15 protein-coding genes are annotated in these 23,514 nt (G+C 66.2%); 4 read left to right on the forward strand and 11 right to left on the reverse strand.

Translation table 11 applies throughout. From position 1 onward, the window contains the following. Positions 1-248: 248 nt before the first annotated feature. From ACFCVM_RS19265 to ACFCVM_RS19280, 4 genes are all read left to right on the forward strand, one after another. Entirely contained in the window at positions 249-3,869 is a 3,621-nt protein-coding gene (locus ACFCVM_RS19265) for a hypothetical protein (RefSeq protein WP_375838351.1), read from the forward strand. A 365-nt stretch (positions 3,870-4,234) separates the two neighbouring features. Beyond that, the gene (locus ACFCVM_RS19270) at positions 4,235-4,354 is read left to right on the forward strand and encodes a DUF2510 domain-containing protein (protein WP_375838352.1); all 120 of its coding nucleotides are present in this window, start codon (positions 4,235-4,237) and stop codon (positions 4,352-4,354) included. Then, complete coding sequence (locus ACFCVM_RS19275) at positions 4,344-6,548, forward strand: AAA family ATPase (protein ID WP_375838353.1); 2,205 nt, start codon at positions 4,344-4,346, stop codon at positions 6,546-6,548. The genes ACFCVM_RS19270 and ACFCVM_RS19275 overlap by 11 nt, the downstream gene beginning before the upstream one ends. Further along, positions 6,545-7,900, forward strand: coding sequence for an AAA family ATPase (locus ACFCVM_RS19280; protein WP_375838354.1), 1,356 nt, complete (start codon positions 6,545-6,547; stop codon positions 7,898-7,900). Before ACFCVM_RS19275 ends, ACFCVM_RS19280 begins: the two co-directional genes overlap by 4 nt. Before the next feature lie 1,078 nt (positions 7,901-8,978). Here the strand turns inward: ACFCVM_RS19280 and ACFCVM_RS19285 are convergent. The 11 genes from ACFCVM_RS19285 to ACFCVM_RS19335 all read right to left on the reverse strand — a co-directional run bounded on the left by ACFCVM_RS19285 (position 8,979) and on the right by ACFCVM_RS19335 (position 23,513). Beyond that, complete coding sequence (locus ACFCVM_RS19285) at positions 8,979-9,503, reverse strand: hypothetical protein (RefSeq protein ID WP_375838355.1); 525 nt, start codon at positions 9,501-9,503, stop codon at positions 8,979-8,981. A gap of 752 nt (positions 9,504-10,255) precedes the next feature. Next, entirely contained in the window at positions 10,256-12,751 is a 2,496-nt protein-coding gene (locus ACFCVM_RS19290) for a hypothetical protein (RefSeq protein ID WP_375838356.1), read from the reverse strand. Beyond that, a complete protein-coding gene (locus ACFCVM_RS19295) occupies positions 12,748-15,189 on the reverse strand; it encodes a hypothetical protein (RefSeq protein ID WP_375838357.1) in 2,442 nt (813 codons plus the stop codon). Before ACFCVM_RS19295 ends, ACFCVM_RS19290 begins: the two co-directional genes overlap by 4 nt. After that, entirely contained in the window at positions 15,186-17,075 is a 1,890-nt protein-coding gene (locus ACFCVM_RS19300) for a baseplate J/gp47 family protein (RefSeq protein ID WP_375838358.1), read from the reverse strand. Before ACFCVM_RS19300 ends, ACFCVM_RS19295 begins: the two co-directional genes overlap by 4 nt. Positions 17,076-17,728: 653 nt before the next feature. After that, positions 17,729-20,224 carry a baseplate J/gp47 family protein gene (locus ACFCVM_RS19305; RefSeq protein WP_375838359.1) on the reverse strand — a complete coding sequence of 832 codons (2,496 nt, stop codon included), beginning with the start codon at positions 20,222-20,224 and terminating at the stop codon, positions 17,729-17,731. Then, positions 20,221-20,592: a GPW/gp25 family protein gene (locus tag ACFCVM_RS19310; protein WP_375838360.1), complete on the reverse strand. Its 372-nt coding sequence runs from the start codon at positions 20,590-20,592 to the stop codon at positions 20,221-20,223. Before ACFCVM_RS19310 ends, ACFCVM_RS19305 begins: the two co-directional genes overlap by 4 nt. Continuing rightward, on the reverse strand, positions 20,589-20,921 hold the full coding sequence (locus ACFCVM_RS19315; protein ID WP_375838361.1) for a hypothetical protein: 333 nt from the start codon (positions 20,919-20,921) through the stop codon (positions 20,589-20,591). Before ACFCVM_RS19315 ends, ACFCVM_RS19310 begins: the two co-directional genes overlap by 4 nt. 12 nt (positions 20,922-20,933) lie before the next feature. Next, positions 20,934-21,449 carry a phage baseplate assembly protein V gene (locus ACFCVM_RS19320; protein WP_375838362.1) on the reverse strand — a complete coding sequence of 172 codons (516 nt, stop codon included), beginning with the start codon at positions 21,447-21,449 and terminating at the stop codon, positions 20,934-20,936. Further along, positions 21,446-22,558 carry a hypothetical protein gene (locus tag ACFCVM_RS19325; protein ID WP_375838363.1) on the reverse strand — a complete coding sequence of 371 codons (1,113 nt, stop codon included), beginning with the start codon at positions 22,556-22,558 and terminating at the stop codon, positions 21,446-21,448. The genes ACFCVM_RS19320 and ACFCVM_RS19325 overlap by 4 nt, the downstream gene beginning before the upstream one ends. Next, positions 22,558-22,860 (reverse strand): hypothetical protein, encoded by a 303-nt coding sequence (locus ACFCVM_RS19330; RefSeq protein ID WP_375838364.1) that lies wholly within the window; start codon positions 22,858-22,860, stop codon positions 22,558-22,560. Before ACFCVM_RS19330 ends, ACFCVM_RS19325 begins: the two co-directional genes overlap by 1 nt. Continuing rightward, positions 22,857-23,513 carry a hypothetical protein gene (locus ACFCVM_RS19335; protein WP_375838365.1) on the reverse strand — a complete coding sequence of 219 codons (657 nt, stop codon included), beginning with the start codon at positions 23,511-23,513 and terminating at the stop codon, positions 22,857-22,859. The genes ACFCVM_RS19330 and ACFCVM_RS19335 overlap by 4 nt, the downstream gene beginning before the upstream one ends. Position 23,514: the final 1 nt, after the last annotated feature.

Raw genomic sequence — 23,514 nt, forward strand, 5'->3', positions numbered from 1 at the left:
GTCGACCGCTTGATCGCGAAGCAACATCGCGGGCTGCTCCGAGTTCAAATCGATCGGGGAGCTGCGCTCAAAGACCCTAGGCTTGCGGCCAGGAGGTCATGCGGATGACACGAGGGGCGGGTTCGCCACACTTGGCGGATGCGACGGATCTTGAACGATGGGCTGACCAACGTTCGGCGCAGTCAGATCTCCCGCGCCTAGTGCGAAGGTTGATTCGGCACGAGAACGATCAGGTCCAGCGTGTCGAGATGCGTGGCGGAGAAGGCGTGGGGCTGCCCGGCTACGACGGCATTGTTGAAGCGACGCGCGCAACGCCGTTCGTGCCGGAAGGTCTGAGTGTTTGGGAGATGGGGACCAGCGACGACCCGGCTGGCAAAGCGACGGACGACTACAAGACGCGGACTGCCGACTCGCTCGACATCGACAAGTCGACGGCGACGTTTGTCTTCCTTACCCCGCGGCGTTGGCGGGGGAAGAAGAAATGGGAACAGAAGCGCCGCGCCGAGGGCACGTGGCGCGACGTCAGAGTCCTCGATGCGGACGACATCGAACAGGCTCTCGAAGAGTCCGCCGCCGTGCGAATCTGGATGTCAGAGCTCTTGGATATGCCAGCTCTCGGTGTGGCGACTATCGAAGACTGGTGGCGACGGTTCTCCAGAGGGTTCGATCCGAGGCTGACTGCGAGCGTGGTCCTTGCCGGACGGGAGGACAGCGCGGCCACATTGCTCAGGAAGTTGGCCGTGGACGTGGGTCGAACCTTTATCAAGGCAGCGAGCGTAGACGACGGCTTGGCGTTCGCTGCATGCGCGATGATGGCGCAAGCACCTGATGAGTCCGAGCCGATGCTGTCTCGATCGCTGTTGGTGCATGACGGAGTGACACTTCGACGACTCGACAGCACGTCGAGCTTGTTGATCCTCCTCCCGTATGAGGAGCATCTCCAACGAGAGGCAAGCCTCGTTGAGAATCATCACGTGGTCTTCGTTGTGACTGATGGCAACGCCGACCTAGAGTTGCCGCCGCTCGATCATCTGACGCTCCGTGCAGCTTTGCAGGAGGCGGGTGTGCTCAAGGACGACCTCGACCGGTTCGTTCGAGCTGGCACAAAGAGCTTGCTCGCGCTCCAGCGGGTTGCCACAAGGTTCGGCCAGATCGATCCCGAGCAGTGGTCGCGCGACTTGTCCGATGTGCCTGTGCGGCGCGCCTGGTTGGCGGGCGCGTGGAGTCAGTTGAGAAGCGGCGACGTAGAAGTGCTCGAGACGCTCACCGGCACGAGTCAGCAAATTCTCGTAGAGAAGCTCGAGTCGATCGTCGGTCAACCGGATCCGATATTCACGCGCGTCGGGGGAACGTGGGCGGTCGCAGCTCCGGAAGACTCCTGGCGGACTGCGCGCCTGACCATTCGAGATGCTGACTTGGATGCGCTCGAGCACGCCGTGCAAACCGTACTCGGGGCAGTGGACCCTCGCCTCGAATTGCCGTCCGAAGAAAGGTGGAAAGCAGGAATCTACGGGAGAACGAGAGTCCACTCAACTGACCTTCGAGGTGGACTCGCGCGAGCTGTGGCACTTCTTGGAGCGCGTGGTGACGACCTCCGCTTGAGCGGCGGTCGATCCGCGCGCCAGTGGGCGGAACGTGTTGTTTGGATGCTGGTTTCGCGAGCCAATGAGGACAGGTCAGCTCAACTCTGGGAGTCGATGAGCGATGTGCTCCCATTGCTGGCGGAGGCCGCGCCCGACGTATTTCTCCGATCCGCCGCTGATTCGGCGAGCGGGCCAGAACCTCTCGCGCGCCGCTTTTTTCAGGATCAGACGGACGCTTGGCATGTGAGTAGCCCGCACACGGGCATGCTGTGGGCTCTAGAGTGCGTCGCGTGGTCCAGCCGACACCTGGGTTTCGCCGCCGAGGTGCTTGCTTCTCTCGCGGAGATCGATCCGGGTGGCAAGCTGAGCAACCGCCCAGCAGCCAGTCTCCGAGAAATCCTTCGGCCATGGTTGCCGCAGACTTCCGCCCCGGTCGAGAGTCGAGTCCTGGTCATCGACGCGCTGCTGCTTCGTCACGAAGGAATCACATGGGATCTTCTCATCGAACTCCTTCCGGGCCCTTCGGAGGTTGCGATGCAGACCTACAAGCCGCGATTTCGTAACTGGGTGGGCGAACCAGAGCGGACGACTACCTACGGGGAGATCTATCAGTTTGTTGACGCTATCTCGGAGCGAGTTATCGAGCGGGCGGCCAACGACCCAGTCCGCTGGGCACGGGTGGTCGGGGTATTTGATCGGTTGCCGAACGAGGCTAAGCGCTCGGCGCTCGAAGGGCTTGGTCAGCTCGATCGGGAGAATCTCGACCCGGCGGCGGTCATTTCGCTGTGGGACGCCATCGGGGGCTTCGTCCGAAAGCATCGGCAGTTCCCGGACTCCGAATGGTCACTACCGGAGGAATGGCTGGAGCCGCTTGAAGATCGAGCCGCCGCGCTTGCCCCGTCCGCCCCGTCCGAGACCAATCGATGGTTGTTCGATGACTGGTCGCCCGACATCGGTGTGTCGATAGCCGACGACTACGCCGCGTACGAAGACTCGCTGGAGAAAGCTCGTGTAGACGCTGCCCAGCAGATCCTCGTTGCACAGGGCTTTGACGCGCTGGCGCAGCTTGCCAACGAGGTTGCGATGCCGGCCGCGCTCGGCGTGGCGGCGGCAGAGACAGGCGCGGAGTTCGAGGCTGAGGCGCTCTCCACTCTGGATAGCACCGACACTAAACTCGCCCAGTTCGCGGACGGGTACGCACGAGCTCGTTTCCGCGGCGACCTTGAACAAATCGGACCCTGGCTTGAGAGACTCGAATCGCGCCCTCTCGCCCAGGCTCGCCTCCTGCAGACAGCAGGCAACATCATCGCGGCGTGGAATGCTCTGTCGGATAGGGGAGAGGCTGTCGAGGAGGCCTACTGGAAGGAGTTCGTCCCGTACGGGCGCGGGGCAGATTTCGCCTACGGCAATGAAGTCGCGCGCAAGCTGCTCGTGCATGGCCGGACCGCGATGGCAGTTGACACGTTGAGCCTATATGTGGATCGCCAAGCCGGAATCGACGTTGAGCTAGTCATTGACGCACTGAGGGCCTTTAGTGGCGACGATAACGAGGCCGGTCGGGTCTCCGAACACGACCTCTCGCGACTGCTGGGCTACCTCCGGTCGAGTGGTGTCGATGAAACACAGGTCGCGCAGCTTGAGTGGAAGTTCCTGCCAGCGCTTCATCACGGGGACGGCGCTCCTTCGCTACAGCGTCTACTCGCGCGCGATCCCGCGTCATTCGTCCAGCTCATCCAGCTCGCCTTCAAGCCCGCGAACTCACGAAACGATGACGAAAGAGCGCTTGACTCAGGTTCCGCGTCGAACGTATACCGTCTGCTGCGCGAGTGGCGTGTAGTACCCGGCACAACACTCGCTGGAACGGTTGATGCGGCCGCTCTGAACGCGTGGCTGGAAACGGCGCGAGCCTCGCTCGCGGAGATAGACCGGGTGAAGATCGGTGAGTTGCAGATTGGTGAGGTGCTAGCCCACTCTCCCACCGACCCAGACGGGACCTTCCCGACGCGTGCAGTGAGAGATGCGCTCGAGGTAGCGCCTAGCGATCATCTGGAACGTGGATTCGTGATTGGGCTACACAACAAGCGCGGGGTCACATCGCGGGGCATGACGGACGGCGGCAAGCAGGAGTTCGATCTAGCGGCGGACTACGAGGCTATGGCCGCCCGGATCGAGGCGACTCATCCTCGGACAGCTGGCGCACTGCGCGCCGTGGCAGAGTCGTACCGGGACGAGGGCCGCCGCAACGATGAAGAGGCGCGGCGCTTCCTCGAGGGCCTCGAATTCTGAACGCAACTCGAGGTGACGGCCAGCGGCGGCCGCGTCCACGTCTGACCGTCCCTGGTCGAAAGTTTGTTGACGCCGACAACGTTCTCGCCACTCCAAGTGAGCGCAAACAGCGCGATAGCTCCCAGGTGCGGACCGCCTACAGGACCATCCAGGGCCAGACATCATCGGAGAAGAACTGAGCAGACGCGGATCCGCTGGCGTGTTCAAGGTTTGGGCTGCTGGCCGCTGGTCATTTCGCCGGTCGTCGCGGTGGCCGGCATTGCTATCTAGTGTCACTATTCGGGCTTCCGTGTACCCCATTTGAGTGACTGCGCGTTGCGTTCTGGAGCCAGTATTGTTCGAAGACTGAGCATCGGAGCCCACGCATGACTACGACCGCCCCTACCGGTTGGTACCCCGACATGAGCCCGAACACACTCCGTTGGTGGGATGGCCAGCAATGGACGGTGCATCTGAACGCTGTCGAGTCCTCAAATGACAGCTGACGGAGACAGATTGATAGGCCAGGAGTACCTGACGGCTGGGCTGCGTGCAGAGTTCGAGCTGTCTGGCGCGCACTCGACTTATCGCGTTCGAGCCGAAGTGGAGAGGCTCAACGAGGAGGAGATCCACTTACTGATGCCTGATGGGCGGACGATAACTGTGCCGCTCAATGCGCTGGCGAGCATCAGCCCAGCGGACGATTCGAGTTCGCCAGAGCGAGGGCGAATGCCGGAAGGTCCCAAGCGTCGGACGCAGGGTGACATAGCGCGTGCGATACAGAGCACGCTGGGAGCCGTTGCATCCGAGCCGCACGCTGTGGCGCGTGCCAAGTTGCTACGAGTCCAACTCGAAGACGTCCGCGGCGATGTCTCGTCGGCACACAATAGGCGTCGCACGGAGGCAGTACTGAGAGTTGCTAGGGCAGTTGAACGGCAATTGGCACACGACGGCCACACAAGCGCCACTGCTCCGCAAAGACGTGCCGCCGACGTGATCCGCCAAGCAAACGCTGGAAATTCGCATCAATCTTCATCAAACACGTTGACGATGGCACTACAGGGTGCGCTGGACAGGTTGATCACGGAGCACGAAGACCATTGGCGAAGCATCACCACGAGAGCCGAACACCCGCCGCTCATCGTCACCCGAGATCGGGTCAATGTCACGCGTGGATACGATCACGAGTTTGATCTGCCTGTCAGAATCAGCCTCGACCAGTCGGCGTCGGAACTCAGCGACGTGACGGTGGTACTGGACAAGTATCGAAATCTGCGGCTGATAGGCCGAACGCCGACCGTACGGAATCTCGTCGGGGGCCAGACAATCACGGTGACCGTGCGGCTCCGCGACAATCGCAAGCAGGGGGCCCGAGCAGACATCCGCATAGACGCGCATCTCAGCTACGTCACGTCAGATGGGCAAACTCACACATCGACACGGCAGACGCTGTTGCTGAGCATACAAGGCAACGAGGCGCGCACGGAGATCCCGAACCCGTTCCGCCCGTACGCCGGCGGCCTCCCCGTATCCAAACCCGAGATGTTTTTCGGCCGCGATGTCTTGATTCGCGAACTCGTGCGCGATCTGGGCAGAACACCGGGTGGAACGTGTTTTGCCATATATGGACAACAGCGGACCGGTAAGTCGAGCGTTCTCGAACAGGTCAAAACGCGCTTGCTTGATCGGCAAGCGATAGTCGCCGCGTTGTCGATGGGTACCATCGACCGCCGGAGCATGACCATCGATTTTGTCGAGGAGATACTGGACCAGTTTCGCGTCCAGATTGACCGTGTGCTTCCAGCGGAGACGTCTCGACTACTTCTGGACCGTTGGCCCGACACGGCAGCGATAGAGACTCGACCCCTGCGAAGCTTTCAGAGAGCATTGGAAGCCGGACGGTCGCTGCTTCGATCGACCGGTTCGACGGGTATCGCATTTGTAGTGGTCGTCGACGAGTTCACCTACGTTCACGAAGTTCTTAGGCGTCGCGGTATCGATCCGTCGGAGCACAACGAGCTCAAGGACTTCATGCGGCAGCTCAAGGGACTGCTCGAATCGAGACTCTTCTCGGCGCTTCTAATCGGTCAGGACACGATGCCAAGATTCTTGGAGTCCTACCCGAACGAATTCAGCGTGATGTCAACTCGAAAGCTCGACTATCTCACGATTGACGAAGCTCAGAGGCTGGCGGACCTGCCCATCAGGAGCCCGGAGGACGTCAGTCGTTATTCGGGCTATGCCCTCAGCACGATTGCCTCATACACAGGCGGCCATCCGTTTTTCACTCAGATTCTCTGCGATCGTGTGATAACCCTCGTGAACTCTCATAACCGCTCCGAAGTTACTCAGAGTGATGTCGAGGAGGCTGTCGAGAGCCTGCTGTCTGGACAGGACCGAATTGAGGCTCACAAGTTCGACTGCCTTGTTACCGCTGACAATACTCACACCCTGATATCGGGCGTCGAAGGCGAGGAAGAGCCTGACGGCACCGAGCGCTCGCTGACCGTACTTCGGAGGATTGCGGATCTATCAGGCAGTCAGAACAGCCCAGTCCCGATCGATCACCTTCAACTTGACTCGAGGCAAAGCGAGGCGCTTGACGATCTGCTCGTTCGCGGAGTCCTTCACCACAACGAAAGTGGGGTCTCCATCCGGGTCCTGCTTTATGCCGACTATTTGCGGAGGCATCACCGGTGACTGATAGAACGGACATTCCCGAGCGAGTGCGTGCGTTGCTCACGGCTCCCGCGAACGTTGCAATGCACGGAAGCCCAGGCTCCGGAAAGTCCTGGATCGGCGATCGGGTTACACAGCTACTTGATGACAGCCAGCAGCCGGTCATTAGAGTCGATCTCTCGACGACCTCGTCCGGCAAGGAAGTTTTTGTCGAGTTGCTTCTCGGACTCAACTGCGGCGGCGATCACATCGAGTCATCCTCCGCAGCTATCCGGGATGTTTGGCGCTCCGTTCGGTCCTGTCTTACGTCGTCAGATCAACATTTTGTTTTCGTACTGGATCAGTTCGATCGAGTTCTCCATTTCGACGACGCCCTCGACTTCTTGCTCTTGTTCCGCGAACTGGTTCATCGTCCGGAGTCACTCCGCTGCACCGCACTGATGATGTCCCGCCGTTCATTGCAGTCCATCGAAACCAAGGTCTCCGGCATTTCCACGCTCGCAAGCGTCTGCTACACGCAGTACCTAGGCAGCCTGAGGGTGGACGACCTCGACGATCTTGGGCCTGGCACCAATGGCTTGACCATCGAAGAACGGGTCGAGTGCCTGCGCTGGTCAGGTGGACATCCCGTGCTAGCCAAGTATTGGCTGACAACTCGACCCGACGTTTCACCCGATCCTTCGGGCGACATGGAGCGGGCCAAGATCGCATCGCGAGTGTTGGATCACCTCGCCGATCTGCGGCTCATAGATGCGGCCGCGCAGTATGTTCTTGGCCCGATCGTCGACGATCTCCTCTTTGAGAGGCAAGAGCTGGAACTGCTGGGCGTCCTCTCCGTAGATGGTGATCACACCGAGGGCTCCATCTCCTTGTCGGAGCAACAGCATTTTCGCGATGCTTTGCGCTACCGCACCTGGAGCATGAACCCGTGGGGCGTTCTGGGACACGCTGAGGTACGCCTGAGGGGCCTAATCGACAACACGCTCAGGGATGTGTACGGGGAGGACTGGGTCTCCGTGGTTGCGAAGAAGAATCAAGCCGTTCAATCAGCTCTATCCGAAGCGCTGGTCAAGCAAGCACGTGACGCCAAGATGTTCTCTCGCCAAGCTCCTTGTCTCTCTTACACCTACCCGGGAGACCTTTGGCAGATTATGCAGGTCGAGTGGGCCTCGTTCGTGTCGGTGTTCAGCACGCACGACAAGGCGTACTGGCGCGGCGTGATGAGTGGACTGTCTCAGTATCGAGCTCCCCTCGCACACGGGCGAGCGGAAGTCCTCGGGGAGGTCCAGCGGACTCAGTGTCGCTTGTTCGCAGAAGAGATCCTCACAAGAATTTCTCAATACGAGAACCCGCAGCTCAACTCCGCGCTCTGACACTGTAGGCGGGGCCTTAGCGTCGACCGACTTTCGCCAGAATGAACGACTGCTCGATGCGGCGCCGGGTGCGGCTTCAGGTCATGCGACTGGCTCGCGCTACTAGGCCAAAGATGTTCAGTTCTTGCTGGCGCGACGCCCGCAAGCCGATGGCCGACTGAAACGCTCGGCTTCTTCTCGAGCCGAGCTATGAGGGCGCAGCATCCGTCGACGGCTCATCTCTCGCATGCCCCCGCGACGGTGCCCGGTCAAGGTGCCTCGCACGAGCCGACGCAAGCTGATTCACCGCCCCGAGCGTTTCGATGAACGACCAGGATCTCGCTTCCAGTGGGACGTCCTCGGAACTCGCGGCGTCGAGTGCCGACCCTCGTCCTGAACCCCAGCGATCCCACGCCTCTTGCAGATCGAGGACTTCCCTGTTTCGTCGGTGACGAAACGGGATAGCTTGGCGCGCACCTTCGGAGTATGAACAACCGGCAGAGAACCACCATCCGGCGGATCCCGCCAAGCCGATGCGCACGGTGTGCAGCGGCGCTACCGAAGCCGGCTGCCACCGGGCGTCCACGCATCTATTGCGGGCCCGGATGCCGCAAGGCGGCCTACGACGACAGGCGGGCCCGGAAGCCGGACGCGTTTCAGATCCGAATTGTAGAGCGCACCGTCATGGAGACGCGTGAGACTACATCGACCGTCGACGAGGGCCACGACATTGTCGAGTGCGTCCGACGGGTTTGTGAATCGCCCCGCGCGGTTACGAATGTTCTCTCCGCTCTGCGTGGTCTGGTCCGATCGGGCATCCTAAGGCTGGACGGCAAGTGGGCGCCCGCCGTGCGCGCGATCACCGAGTTGAACCGCGCCATTCTGGATGCCTCTGCGCGCGATCCGTGGCGCCGAGGGCGTTGAAGACGATTGCATCGGGTTGACCACTCACTGGGGATGTGACTACCTCGGCAACCCGGGAGCGTAGCGCGGCGGCTGCTCGTTCTGGGCGCCGTACCGGGGATCCCCTTACGGGAAGCGGAGGCAAAGTGAGTAGTCGGTTCAAGCCCCGTTACTCCGCCCCTTTCGCTGAGCGGCTTCACACGGAGAGCACTCGAGGACCTTGGAGCAAGCGGTGCATGTACGCGTCAACGATGAACATCACCAGTCCAACGAGCACGAAGGCAAGCGCAGCGTAGCTCCACGGTGCAAACAAGACCTCGGACGTTGAGCGCTCGTAATAGAGCGGCACGATCTTGCCCAGTCGGATCGTCAAGAGACCAGGTGCGAGACCCGCAAACGCCCAACTCATGGCAAACAGCGCAAGTGACCACTTGGCCGTCCTCCACAGGGAGAATGGCTTATCCCATCGCCATGAAGTGGGCCTGCTCACTCTCCACGCCGCGAAACTGGCTGCGAGCAGGCCGCACACAATGGCGACCACTAGAGCAGCTACGACGCCCCATGGCACGTCGATCTCGTCATATGCACGTGGCAGCGATGGCGAGACATAGGTGATCGGCCGCACGATGAACCCGAAGAGGAGAGCGACGGTCCATGGCACGACGGCGGAAAGGGCGAGCGCGATATCACTCAACACTCGGCGGCGCCACGGGACTGACATGACCGCATCGTACCGAAGTCATACCTGCGTTGGTGTCTAGCAGGCGAGCGGATGGCAATCCCGGACCGGGGCATAGGAAGGGGATGATGGGCTGGAAACCCTGCGGATGCGATTCGACGCGCGTCACGTTTAGCACTGGCCGGTCGCGAAGACTGCCCGAGCGTTCGAGCAGGGTCGCGGGCGTTCCCACCTTTTACCCATCAGATTGACCCGTGAGTGACCGCAATCGACCGGGTAGAATCGGAGTCAGTGAACCGCCCGGTTCCCTGTAAATACATGGGAATCCGCGGGTTTCCGGAGATTTCCGGAGGTGACCGGCAGACGCCTGAATCCTCCAAGGGGTCGCAGGTTCAAATCCTGTCAGCCCGACCAGAGAAGCCCCGGTAGATCGGAAGATCCGCCGGGGCTTTCTTCATGCCTGGATGTGTAACCCCTCCAGAACCCCTCCGCTGTTCATGGTCCGATCGGTGCGCCGTCTTGCATGAGCCCATGGCCTTCCTCAGAACCCCGCGACCAACGGATGTGTTCACACCGGGGGAGCTCCCGGGAGAACACCTTCGCCACGCCCGTTGTAGGTGCCGAGCACACTGGTCTCCGAGCGGGGTTGGCCATTGGCCTTGGGCCTGGCGCGCTGTCGGCAAGCCCGATGGATGAGCACAGCCAACGGGCTGTAGTAGCGAGCTCTTTGAATCGGCTACTGTCCATGCCGAAGAACCCACTGCTGCGTACCCCTGAAGTGCTCCCATTGTCGGTCATCGCGGCTGCAAGTAGAAGAAGACTTCGATGTCGGCCGCGCGTTGGGGATCGCGCTCGTGCAGCATCAGCTCCCGCCCAGTGAAGCCGTTAGAGGTTCCGAGGTGTTCCGCGTTGAGCCACACGCGCTCGCCGGACTTTCCTGTCGTCCAGACATGTGCGGAACGGACCCTGAGCCGGCAGAGAATGGTGTGCGGCTCGTCCTGTTCCCAGCCCAGTTCGGCAAGTTCGCCTGGCAGCAGCGCATGCTCAGTCCCAAAGCGATGCCACGGGACTGTCTCGAGGAAGCGCATCGTCCGCTTGCTCGGAAGCCACACCAGACCGGGTTCGAGTTGGTTGATCGGGCCGTGCGTGACCTCCACGGTGCCGTCAAGCCGAACATTCTGGAACCCGAACGATCCGCCGATTCCGCCGCCTGCGATGCTGGCCTGGGCCCAGTGGAGCCTGTCGTGGTCCGTTGTCGGATACGGCAGGTCGAGCTCCACCTCCACGACCGGGTCGAACTCGGCAGGCCTGCATTCGAGCGGGTTGCCCGAAATTCCGATGCCGATTCCTTCGATGAAGGCGTTGTATGGCACATCCAGACCGGTCTGGATCAGATTCTCCACGACGAGGTTGATGGTGCCCTGAGGGCCGAGCAGATTGATCGAGGTGAGGGCGAGAGTTTCGGGCTCGATCGCCGGCTCACCGCCGACGGCGGCGCACAACGCATCCAGCGCCTCCTGGACCGTCGTGGACTGTGCGAGCACATTGCACGCGCCCGGCTGGTACGACGTGCCGGCCGCGGTCGCGAACTGTGCGGTGAACACCATCACGGTGCCCTCCGGGTTGCCGTCGCCGTCCAACAATGTCACCTGCACGCGATGCGCGTCGAGCGGGAACGCGCTGTCGACGCTCCATTCGACCTCGCTCGTGCCGTCGGCGCCTGTTACGACCTCCAGCGTCGCCGCGCCGCCTACCACCGATCCGTCGATCCGCGAGTCCGGTGTGGACAGCGCAGCGGGCGCACTCCAGAGCAGCCGCGCACCCTTGACCGGCGCACGGCCCCGCTGGACGGCGACACGGAGCTTGGATGGCAGGATGGCGAATCCGCCGCCCGCCGGTGCGGGCACTGCCTGGCCGTCTCCTCCCCGGTAGAGGAGTGCCCGGTCGGTGAGGGTGGCGGAGGGGATACGGCAGTCGTCCGCGACCGGGGGCGCCCCGGTGAGCACGGCGAGCGGGGCGTACCGCGTCTCCGGTCCGTGCGGGGTCTCGAAGACGGTGCCCGCCGGCCAGTCGATCGTGCCGTCGGACCGGGCGGCGAACGTCCAGTAGTCACCGCGACGGAACGTCGCCTGGGCAGCCCCACCTGTCCCCGCTCCGAGGCGGACCTTCAGGCCGTCCCCGAGGTCGATGTCCTTCGACACATCCGGCGTGGCCGCGTCGGTAGTCACCGTCGCGATGCCGTGGCCGTCGGCGAACCCGTCCCACAGGCGCAGAAACCACCCCGTCTTGCCTGCAACTGCGGGCGCAGCGGCCGTGGCGACGACCACGACGTCGTCCTCGGAGTAGTTCACCTGGAGCACGCGGTCGGTGGCCGCCGCGTCGCGCGGGTCGATGTCGTCGTGCGCCGATACAAGTTCGGCGAAGGTGCCGGGGTAGAACCAGTTGACCGGATCCAGCGGCGGTGGCTCCACCGTCATCCGCTCACCCTTCACCGAGACGATCCGCACCATCACGGAGGCGTTCCGGCGCGACATCTTCAGCCGCAGGCCGTCGAGTCCGAAGCGGGGCCCGTCCACGGCCGGATAATCCTTCCTTGGCATGCCACCGTCGACCTCGATTCGATACAGGAGGTTCTCCGACCGGGAGTACCCGCCGGCGGGCTCGAGCGAGCACGGGTCGGCAGCCGGAGGCGCCGCGTCCGGGACGACCGCGAGCGTGCCGGTGGAGGGCGCCGTGAGGCGCAGGTAGTCCTTCTGCTGGAGGATCGTCGCGCATGCCGGAGACCCCCACGCGCCCGCCGGCGCGAAGGGGAATACCTGCCAGTCGACGAGGGCGCGCCCTGGGGTCTGCGCGTCGCCGAGGGCCGGGTCCGCGTAGGCGCTCTCCTCGACCGGGTCGATGTGTCGTACCAGCGACTTGAGCACGACCGCGACCGGGTCGGGGATCGGGCCGTCGTCCCGAGCGTGCGGCTGCGTGCCGATCGTGCATCCTGGTTCAGGGCACTCGACGGCCCAGCCGTCGAGGTACCCGCGCCCCGCACCGATGCCGATGGCCGATCCGGTGGGGTCGGGGGTGACGGCGAATGCGCTCGATCCGGTGGGAACCACCAGGCGATCCGGGGACCCGAAGGTGTCTTGGGTCTCCGACTCGATGCGTTCGAGGAGGTGTTGGGACTGCTGATTCAGATCCGCGTCGAGAAGTGCCTGCCCCTGCCGAGACACCACCGAGCGAGCCGGGCGGGGGTCGCGAGTCCTGAGCCGCAGACGCGTGGCGTCGTTGCGAATCGTCATGGCCGGTTCCTCCTTTGCGCGACCGCCGCCGAGCGGGTGTCGTCGATGATGCCGGCGCGTAGCGCCGCCGGGACGAAGTCGTGGAAGAGCGAGGCGAGATTGCCGAGGGCGATGCCGACCCCGATTGATGCGAAGGCGCCCATCTCGGTCTCGCCCTCGCCGCCGCGGGTGATCTCCTCGGGGCAGCGGCCGTGCAGCATCCCGGCGGTCGGCTCGTCGAGCGATTCGTCCAGGAGCACGGGCTGGACCAAGAGCCTCGCGCGGGCTGCTTCCGAAACGCCCAGCGGAGCGCCCTTTCGCTCCTGCGCCGCCGCGAGTGCCATCTGGGGCTGGCAGCGGAACGTTGGCGGCGTCGTAGAGCCGTCCGGCAGGAACGAGTACCGCACGCAACCCGACTGCCTGCGCGTGACCGTCGCCGGCCCGGTGAAGAGCACATTCGTGGCCGCCAGGCTCCGCATCGATGCGGAGCCGAGTACCGTGACGTTCTGCAGGCAGCACTCGAGGCGTGGGGCGGACACGGCATCCGCTGCGATGCCGTCGGCGGATACGATGCTGTCGCGGATCCGCAGGTCGCCCGATACGTCGATGGCAGGCGTGCCCAAGCGGATCGCCCCGATGAGGGAGTGTTCGACATCGATCTCGACCGAGGTCAGTGTTCCCGACGCGGTGAGCGCGACTGCGCCGGGCGATCTCAGCGTGGTATGCCGGATGTGCACGCCCCGCACCGATCGGGCCCTGAGGGTCATGCCCCGGATGAACTCGAGCCCGTCGAGCAGGAGGGTTCCCGCATCGCCTGCGCCAGGTCCGCCGCGCACGCTTACGGGCGCATCGATCGTGAACCGCCGTTCCCTGCGGATCACGTATCCGCGGACGCCGTCATCGATCAGAGTGCCGTCGGCCTGCGCCACCGGTGCGCGCCATTCGGCTGCAATGAGGTGCACTTCGGACAGCGGGTGGACGGTGACCTCGAAGGCCGGCGCGGCCGGCGCGGCCTCGCTCTCGCAGCGCGTGAGCACAACGAAGCTGCGGCGTCCGGCACCCGCGGCCTGCACCTCGGCGAGGGCATCCGCGAGCGAACCGACGATACGTGCGCCGGACTCGGCCGAGCCTCCCATCGGAAGGGCGGGATCGACCACCCAGACGAGGTCGGGCGCGGAACCGCCCGCGCGGATCTCGAACGGCAGGCCGGCGTCGCCACGTTCATGGGCGCCGGCGCCGATCAAGTTCCCCGTCGCGTACGCCACCCGGACCTCTTCGATTTCCGCGACCCCGGCGGCAGGCATCGCCGCTACCAGCCGTCCGGTCACCGGGTCCACCGCGCAGGTGATCGGCATCGACGTCACCTGCGGCGCGGCCTGCACGGGCCCACGCGTGAACCACTCGTGGGTCAGCGTCGCGGCCGGACGTGCCGGCGGTGGGCTCTCGAGGTTGCAGATCCGCAGTTCCTCGGGACGCACCGCGTCGAACGTGGACACCCCCACGCGGCGGACGAACACCTGGAACGGTGCGCTCCGGTCGTCGAACCACGGCCTCTCCGGGAGGATCGCTGGCCGACCCTCCGCCGTGGAGGCGCGCAGTTCCTGGGTTTCGAGGTGTAGCGGCAGTCGGCGGAGCCGGTCGACGGCGTCGCGTTCGCCAAGCCGACCGTCCGCGGCATCCGAGCGGCGACCGGATGAGAACAGCCGCAGCGCCGCTCCGGGCTGGGCGGCGAGCTGGAAGTGACCGGCGCCGACCGGCCACGCGTGCGCGCGCGGAACTCCGGCCATCGTCGCCGCGCTCAGCGCCGCGGCGCCCGGCGGCGCCGGGAACATGGGTGCAACCAGTCGCCGCACATGCACGCCGATGGACGGGATGCCATGCCGCCCCGCCGGGAGTCCCGGCCGGGGGGCGATAGAGCGCAGGTCGACCAGGCGTGGAAGGCGATCGTGGGACGCTCCGGCGCGTGCACCTGTGTCTCCGTCGACGAGTATCGCGGTCGCGGTCCGGTCAGGACGGGGATCGATGAGATTCTGCAGCCGGGCGATGCGCTGGAAGTACTCCACGACGGTCGCGCCGTACCCCGTCACGTCGGACGCGAGTGACTCGAGCACCCGCGCGGTGCCCTTGCCGCGGCGGTATCGGATCGTGTTGGCGATGTACGCCCGGTCGTCGAAAATCGCCCCGCGCGGACGCGGATGGAGCGGGACTGCGGCGACGAGCGCGGCGAGGTCTGGCAGGCTCGCGGGGTTGGCGGTTTCCACGAACAGGGCGTCGTAGTAGGCATCGAGCTCGGCGTCGAGCTCTGCCGTCGCGCGGGCGAGCACGCCGAACAGCGCGCGCAGGGCGCTGCCCTCGGCGTGGTCGATGTCGCGCACATGCGCTGGGAGTAGCCGGTAGAGCGCCTCAGCCGACTCCGCAATACGACCGTGCGGAAGGGAGGACGAGTCGTGACCGGTCATGATGCTGGCTCCGTGAACTCGATCGCATCCGCGCGCAGCGACAGTCGTCGCGCGGGCCGGACGATCCCGCCGACGACGCGCGGTCCCGCGCATGGCAGGCGTCCCGCCGTGTCCTCGACGACCCCGTCCGCGTCGAATCCGACCAGACGCACCGACCGTACGCCCTCGACCGCCTGGACCGCGGCGATCACTTCAGAGCGGTGCACTGCGCGGGCGAACGGACGTACCTCCCGTCCGAAGCGCGCCGTCAGCGCGTGCCTCACCCGATCCTGGACGTCGCGGCGTCGGAACGCGGTGTCGTGTGTGATGTCGAGGATCAGCGACATCGCCTGGTCGACGAAGCCCTGGACCACGACACGCGTGCCGGGCGGCGATGCTTCCTCGATGGCTTGGCGCAGCGCGCGGAGCAGCGGCGAGCCTGAGGCCGGCGCGTCGTAGGAGGTCGTCGCCACCGTGACCACGACGGTGCGGCGACGATCGACGAGGAGCTCGGCCACTGAGGACCGACCGACACCGCGATATCCGTCGGCGAGCGCGGCGAAATCGGAGAGCGCGACAGCTCGACCCAGGGTACGGATGGCGCGCGGAGCTGTTTCGCGGAGCTGGTCGACCGATTCCGCATCGCTTCCGCCCTCCGCGGGCACGCGGTTGCGGACGTTCCTGATGCCCGGCACCGGCGTGACGAGCTGCTCGAGTCGGTTCTCGGCCACGTTGCCCGCCGCCCCGCCGCCGGTGCGGTAGGCCGCCGTGACATTCCCCGTCCCGGTGGGCAGGCGACCGGCGAACTGGACCTCGAAGCTGTCGTCGGCGATCTCGGCAACGCGGTAGGCGCGACTGCTCGGATCGTCGCCGGGGATGCTCTCGGTTCGCTCGTACTCGCGGGAGTCGACGCGCACCTCGAGGGCGGGCGCGTACCCGACGGTCCCGGGCGCGGGCAGATGCGCCAATGGCCCGCGATGAAGCCGGAAGCGGGGAAGCACGGTGCTCGGATCGCCGGATCCGAGCACCTCGCCGCCTGCGGTGGCCGCGCCGGGAAGGAACGGAGCGGACAACGCCTGGGATGCGCTGACCGAGTTGGCGAGGATCTCAAGGCTCGACGCACGGAACCGATGCTCCAGGGGGGCTTCGAACCGCAGCAGTGTCGCTGCTGGCGCACCCGCGGACGTGATCACGGTGGCCGCGGCGACGACGGCCGTCTCACTGATCCGCTCCTGGGACACTGCGCTCGTTCCGATCAGCACGACACGCCGGCCGGTGGGGAGGAGGTGATGTCCAGCGACCTGGAGGCGGTCGGCCTGGGGTGTCGCGGGAACCGCGTCGTGTTGGCGAGCGCCGGGCGTCGTGAGGGGCAGAGCCGGGTCCGCAAGGGGGACGACGAGTGAAAGCCGCGAAGTCTCGATCAGTATCGAGAGCTCGCGGACGGCGTTGTCCAGGGCGCCCTGATTGGCCAGCCCCGCCACGGTGATCCATGTCGTCCGTGCTGACATGCCGAATTCGCTGTGCGGATTCTCCGCCACGGCGGTGATCGTCGCTGGTTGCGTGGAACCGGGAGCGACGAAGAGCACGGCACGGTCCACCGCCGCAGACGCATGCACGGAGTCGAGGAAGAGCGCGCTCGTCCCCGCCTCGAAGACCGTGAAGTTCTTCCAGACCGTCGGCAGGTCCGTCGACGGGGCGAGCGATACGCCGTGGACGCGTCGTACCGCATCCGGCATGAACACGAGATCGGGCGCCAGAGCCCCGAACGGCATCGCGCGTGCGCCCAGCACGATCACCGTCCCGGGCTCCGCCTCGAGCGCGTTGGCTGGTGCGATCAGCTTCACCCCGCCCGAGACGTGGACGGTCGTGACGGCATTCGCGCCTGCGCCCTGCACGACGTCGCGCACGCGTGCTCGCACCCAGGCTCTCGCCGCGGCGACCCGCACGAGGACCTCGTCGCCCGTCCGGATCTGGTGTCCGATGCCCGAGACCGTGAGGCTCCTGACGCCGGGCGTGATCGACGGAGGGTTCGGGCCACGCAGCGGCAGTATCGAGTTCCACTCGCGGTGCGCCTCGATCTCGATGTCCGTCTCGAACGTCTGGACACCCTCGTCGGGCTCGGGGATCGTGCTGACCTTGGTGCCCGACGGCACCGTGACCTGCGCGGGGGCGGCCTCGAAGTCCTCGAGCGTGAACGACAGCACCGTCGTCGCCGACAGCGCCGGACGCCGGCGGTGGCCGAGGAGTCGGGTGAGGAGGAGGATGGCGTCCGAGTCGTTTCCGTCCGGCAGCGTCGAATCCCGGTGCTGGCGGTGCAGGTTCCAGGCGAGCACATGCGCTGCTCCGGCCTGCGCCGAGAGCAGCGCGATGCCCGGATCGTCGAGCGACCGCGTCGTCCACGACCGCAGTGGCCGCGTGCCGTCCACCTCCGTACGCGCGATCGAGTCGAGCATCCGCTCGAGGATCGCGTGGTGCGCGAACATCGCCGGATCGCCCGGCAGCCTCGACTGCGCCGCGATCGCGCCGCAATCGCATGCGTCCGAGGAGCAGCGGCAGTCGCTCATCTTCCACCGCCCATCTCAAGCCGCAGTCGACCGTGTTCGGGGAAGCTCGGATCGTCGCGCAACTCGAGCACCTCGGCGGCGCTCGGCCTGATCACGCCGAGCGTCAGCTCGTTCTGCGCCATCCGCGCGAACCGCTGGAAGACCCGCGGGGTGACGCTCTGCACGCCCGGGACGGCCATCACCGCTGCGACGAGCCGCGAGAGGTAGAGCGGGGTACCGAAGGTGAAGAAATCGGGATGGAAGAATCCGCGGGCGCCGCCTGCCCCGATCGGCCGGAGGGCGGTGCGAACGCGCTCGGCGACGACCGTCCGGATCGCATCCGGGTCGGCGCAGACCGACAGTTCGATGTCGAGAGGGGCAGGACGGGCCGCGCGGACGGCGACGTCGAATCCGGCGAGGCGATAGAACTCGAGGTGCGCGAGCAGGTCCTTCTCGAAGGCCCCGTCGACCGCCCGTCCGGCGATCCGGTCGACGTAGAGGATGATCGTCTGCCAGCTGCCGGTCCACCGCGACTGCGCCAGGGCATTGGACACGCCGGGGTGTCGTTGCGCCGCCCATGCGTAGTCCGCGACGGTGACCGCACGCTGCGGCACGCGGAACGCCTCGGGTGCCCTGGCGCGCACGACCGCCGCCGGCTCCGGAGCCGTTCCTCCGGTCGCCGGCAGGGGATTGGTCACGGTGTCGATGCCGAGGGCCGCGCGGGCGTCCGACACGACGACATGGGCGAGCGAGTCCGCCCCGATGTCGCCTTCCGGCCCGGTTCCGAATCGGCCCTGGACGAGGATCGCTGCTCCGACAGCGGGCATCACCCCGTGCACACCGTCGCCGAATCGGAGTGACGGGGCGCCGGTTCCGTCGACTTCGACGACGAAGTCACGGGCGAATGGGCCGCTGGCGAGAAGGTCGGGCACCGCACTCCATGAGGAGAAGGGGTCCTGAAGCGCCACCGCAGGATGGTGGGTTCGGGGGGCGAGCATCTGCGCTGCAGGGAAGCGGTCCGCCACAGGCGTGTCGGCTACACGAGCGAGCGATCCCCGCGCGGACACGCGCGGACGCCACGGCCGTCCGGCCTCGGGGCGCGGCGGTGCGAGCCGAGGAGCGAGCGCGGCCGCATCGGATGGCGCCACGCCGAGTTCCGAGGCCGGCGGCAGGCTCGCACCGTGCTCGACGAGTACGACATTGCCCCGAGCCGCCGCGCACACGACCCGCGACGGCGGGCCGGTCGGGCCTTGGACGTGAGCGGTGACGACGAGGTCGAACACCAGGGCGTCGGCGTCGCCCCATTCGACGTCGACGAGCGAGCTGGGGAAGAGGAGATCGTTCGTTGCGGTGACCCGGGTGAGTCGAACCACCTGTCGCAATGCGGGATCCGCATCCGCGATCTCGCCGGTGGCGGGGGCGCGGACCTGCTCCAGCAGCACGAGGTCGCCGGGAGCGAGGGGGCCCGCTCCTCCGCTGTTGTCGACGAGCGTCGCGGAGGTGCTCCCGCGGCGGAGGACGCAGTCCTCGTCCCCCCAGGTGTGCAGCGCGATCTCCGTGCGCCACTCCCACAGAGGAAGCGAGGCGAGGGTTTCGAAGACGACGGGAAGATCGTTCTGCGACCGGATGAGATCCGCATACCGCGACGCCACCACGACGGTCGGCAGGTCGGCGCGCCGGGGGAGGACCGGCGTCCGCGCCGGAAGGGGCTCGCCATCCGGGAATGCGCCCGCGGAGTACCCGATCGCGGCGAAGGTTCGGGCGTTGGTGCTCTCCGCAGGGCGGTAATCCACGAGGCGGGCGTGCCGCATGAGCGACGTGCGGCTTCGCGCGGTGTCGAGGAACGCCTCCGTCGAGATCCAGTCGAGACGATAGCTCTGATGGTCGAGGGAGTAGGACAACGCCTCCACGAGCTGCGTCGTGAAGTCGACCGGGTCGTCTTCGCGGAAGCCCGGCACGAGGACCGCGAGCCGGTCCAGCATCAGTCTCCGGAAGCCCTCCCAGTCGCGGGTCCGGTAGTCGAACGGCGGGTCGTCCTCGGGCGCGTCGATCGAGCTCGGAGGGGGCTCCGCGCAGTCCAGATCGGTCGCGCAGTCGATCTTGAAGCCGAAGTCGATGGCGGCGAGGCGCGCATCGAAGAGGGGGTGGGACGAATCCTGATCCGCATCCGCCACGATGCTCAAGCGGTAGGTGGAGAAGTCCGTCTGCTGTCCACCCGGGATGACGACGCGGTACCGTTCGACGGATGCCGGACCCGGCAGCGCCTCCACCAACGGGTCGACGTGCGGAGCGCCGAACCGCACGCCTCCGCTGATCCGGATGTTGTCGCCGGTGAGCGCTGCCGCGGGCAGGGGAAGGGGCTTTACCAGCACGACATCGATCTCGGTCGGTTGCGAGACTGGATTGCCCTGGCGAACCTCGATGTAGTCGATGCCCGAGATGCCGGCAGGAGCGGTGGGCGCGGCGAGCAGCTCGCGGCGCCGGTCATCGCAGCAGTCGTAGCGCACGCTCATGTCAGGTCCGTCCGGACACGGACCTGGCCGGTCGTCCTGGCGCGCAGGGTCTCGTACGTGATGACGACCTCGAGAGCCGCATCGTCGGTCGGGGTGACAGTCAGATCGACCAGCGTGAGCAGATGGCCGAGCCACTGCTGCACCGTCGCCTGGAGGGCGGCCTCGACGGCGATCGCCTGCGTGCCGCCGGCTGACCCGAACACCAGCTGCCGGACGGGGCTGCCCAGGTCTCCGCGCATGGGACGCTCGCCGGGCACGGTGAACACGAGCAGCTCGAGGAGCTGGCGGACGTGCGCGTCACTGCCATAATCCACGGCGTCGGACCCGCCCAGCGCGGTCGGGCGGAACGGGAAGGCGAGCCGGCTCACATCGCCACCACCCTGGTCTGGGTTGCCGTGATCACGGGCGGGCCGCCGGGGATCTGGTCGGCGGACAGGCAGAGCGCCGCGGGCGGGTTGATGAGGACGGGCGTGCCCATCGACGTGACGCGTGTGGCACCGGCGAGCCACTGGGTGCTGACGCACGGCTGCGGCTTCGTGCCCACGGCGAACGCGCATCCCACGACCTGTCCCTGATCGGTGAGGATCGCGATCGGAGAGCCGTCGGCGAGGACCCGCGACCCCGACGGCACGATCGTCAGCCGACCGCCGTGCGGGCAGCTGGCCGTCGCTTGCGCGTGCAGAATCGGTCCGGGCATCGTCGTCTCCTCTCAAGTGATGACCAGCGCGCCGTCGTTGATGACGACCGACTTGCCGGCCATCACGATGGACGCGCCCTGTCCGTTGCTGATCGTGATGCCCGCGTCGCCGAGGACGATCATGGCGCCGCGCGGGGTCAGGATCTGGACCTGCTTCGCGGGGAGATCCGACAGCGTCACCGAGACGCCAGTCGTCGTCTGGAAGTGTATGTTGGGGGTCACCGGGGTAGCCCCCGCGATCGCCATGGTGGGAATCCCGCCGGTGTCAGGCCAGAATGCACCGGTCCACACCGGGTAGTCGGGATCTCCGGCCTCGAACTCGATCCACACTTCGCTGCCGACCGCCGGAAGCGCGACCATCCCGCTCATGTTCCTGCCGGCGAAGGGGAGGGCCGGAAGCGCCCACGTGCTGGGGAAGAGACCGTACCGGTCCGCCAATTGCACCTGGATGCGACCCTGGGTCATCGGGTCGATGTTCGTGAGCACGGTGGCGCGGTACTTGCCGTAGTAGGCCGGGCTGACCGTCATGGCGTCACCGCCTGAACGTTCGACACGAGTCCGTCGCGGGCGAGCTGGAAGCTCTGCTTGCCCGAGCCTCTCCCGAGCGTCGTGGTCACGGAGCGAACGAACCACAGGCCGTCGTGCGCCGCGCCGGCACCGCGCACCCCGACCAGAGATCGCGCGGTGAGGAGCCGCCCGTAGCGGCCCAGCTGCATCGACCCGGTGGCGGTGACCGGATCGGTGCCGCCGCGGCCGGCGAGGAGCGCGGTCAACACCTCGGGCATCTTCATCCTCTCGGTCTCGAGCAACTTGGTCTTGGTGGGGATCACCGGGCGTGCGGCCAGCGGGGGCTTCAGCAGCCCGAGATCGGGCACCGGAACGGGCACCGAGAAGCCGGCCACCTTCGCGTGCGCGAACGGTAGGACCGCTGCGTTGCCGTCGACGGCGAAACTCATCGTGTCGGTGTTCGACGCGGCATCCAGGTCGATCGAGATTGCGGGCTGGACGGCCCCGACGCGGACCGGCGGGCCCCAGTACGCGGTGTTGGCGCCGGGGGCGGGACCCGGCGTGACGTAGAACTCGTAGCCCGCCTCCTTCGCGAGCTTCGTGGCGTACTCGAAGTCGGTGCCCTGCTGGTGCGAGTACTTCTCGGTCGGCATCCACGCCGCCGGGTATGGGGTGGGGATCGTGACCGGGAGCACGCCGAGCGGTGCGTACTTCGCCATCATGAGGGCGACGCGTGCGAACGACGGCATGGCGGGGAACGGGAAGCCGGTGGCGTCGACAACATCCATGTAACCCGACACATCTTCGCCGGTCAGCACGAGCTTGTGCTCGCCGGGCCGGACCGACGCGGTCACGTCCAGTCGCTTGATCGGCCCGTCGGAGAGGACTGTTGGCACACCGCGGATCGTCGCGATCAGCACGACCCGGATCATCGGGTCGAAGTACCCGGAGGGGAGGAGGTCCCGGGCGATGCGGGACGTCTTCGAGTAGGTGAGGCTCAGCTGGAACCCGGACCGGGCCCCGACGGCCTGCGTCACGGTCGCCCCCTCGATCGCGTCGACGACGACGGACGGGGCCGCCGAGACCGCGATGGGGCCGAGGCGCACCGACAGGGCGACCGCGCCCAGCATCAGCTCGTCACCTCCAGGGGCAGCGGGATGATCACGAGCCTCCCAGCCGTCGCGGTGAGTTCCGCGGGGTCGACCTCGCCGCTGGCGTCGACGATCCGCCACCACAGGGCGGGGTCGTCGTACGCGTCGTCGGCGAGGGTGTCGGGACGTTCCGATCCGTCCACGCGCCGCACTTCCATCGGCACGTACCGCTCCACCGCTGGGATCACTCGGCGCGCGAGAGAGACGACGACCGTGCCGTCCGGCATGGTGCGGCGGATCTCCGCCACAGCGTGATAGCGGCTGGAGAGAGGGAAGCTCATGGCGCCCCCTTCAAGCCGAACGCCTGCAGGTCGATCGATCGACGCGCGGACTGGCGCTCCCGACGGCGGGCTGCGACGAGGAACAGGGCGGCGCCCTTGGACCCGAACGGGAGATCCTCAGTCGTCAGGGCCCGCAGTCCGAGGCTGACACGGGCGAGCGTCGGGTTCAGTCGCGTGTCGAACGCTTCCTCGGTGATCGAGAACTCGGTGATCCGCACCGGGATCGTGCGGTTTGCGCCGAGCACGAGGATGAGCAGCGGTGATGGCAGCGGCAAGATCTCGAGCGTCCCGACCCGTGCGAGCGCCTCGCTCGCCTCAATGTCGGCCACGGCGGGGGTGATCATCGTCTCGAGCTCAGCGAGGTCGGCGGCGATCCCCTCACTCACGGTGAGCGGGTTCAGGTCCGGATGCTCGAGCCGATCCGTCGCGTCAAGCGCGATCTCGATCTTCAGCGTCTCGGCGGGCGGACCGGTCAGCCGCAGCGCCTCCAGCCGGTCGCCGCTCTCAGCGGTCGCTCCACGGGGCGCGAGCGAGCGCGTGAGCGTCTCGGGATTGTACTGGAACGGGATGGTGCGCCGCACGGCGAGCCCGTCGGCGTCCATGACGATGAAGCCGCCGCGCACGGTCCGGGGTGAGCGAGGGAACGTCGTCATC

The organism is Agromyces sp. NPDC056389, assembly GCF_042262385.1.
In the GTDB taxonomy this organism is placed as follows: Bacteria; Actinomycetota; Actinomycetes; order Actinomycetales; family Microbacteriaceae; genus Agromyces.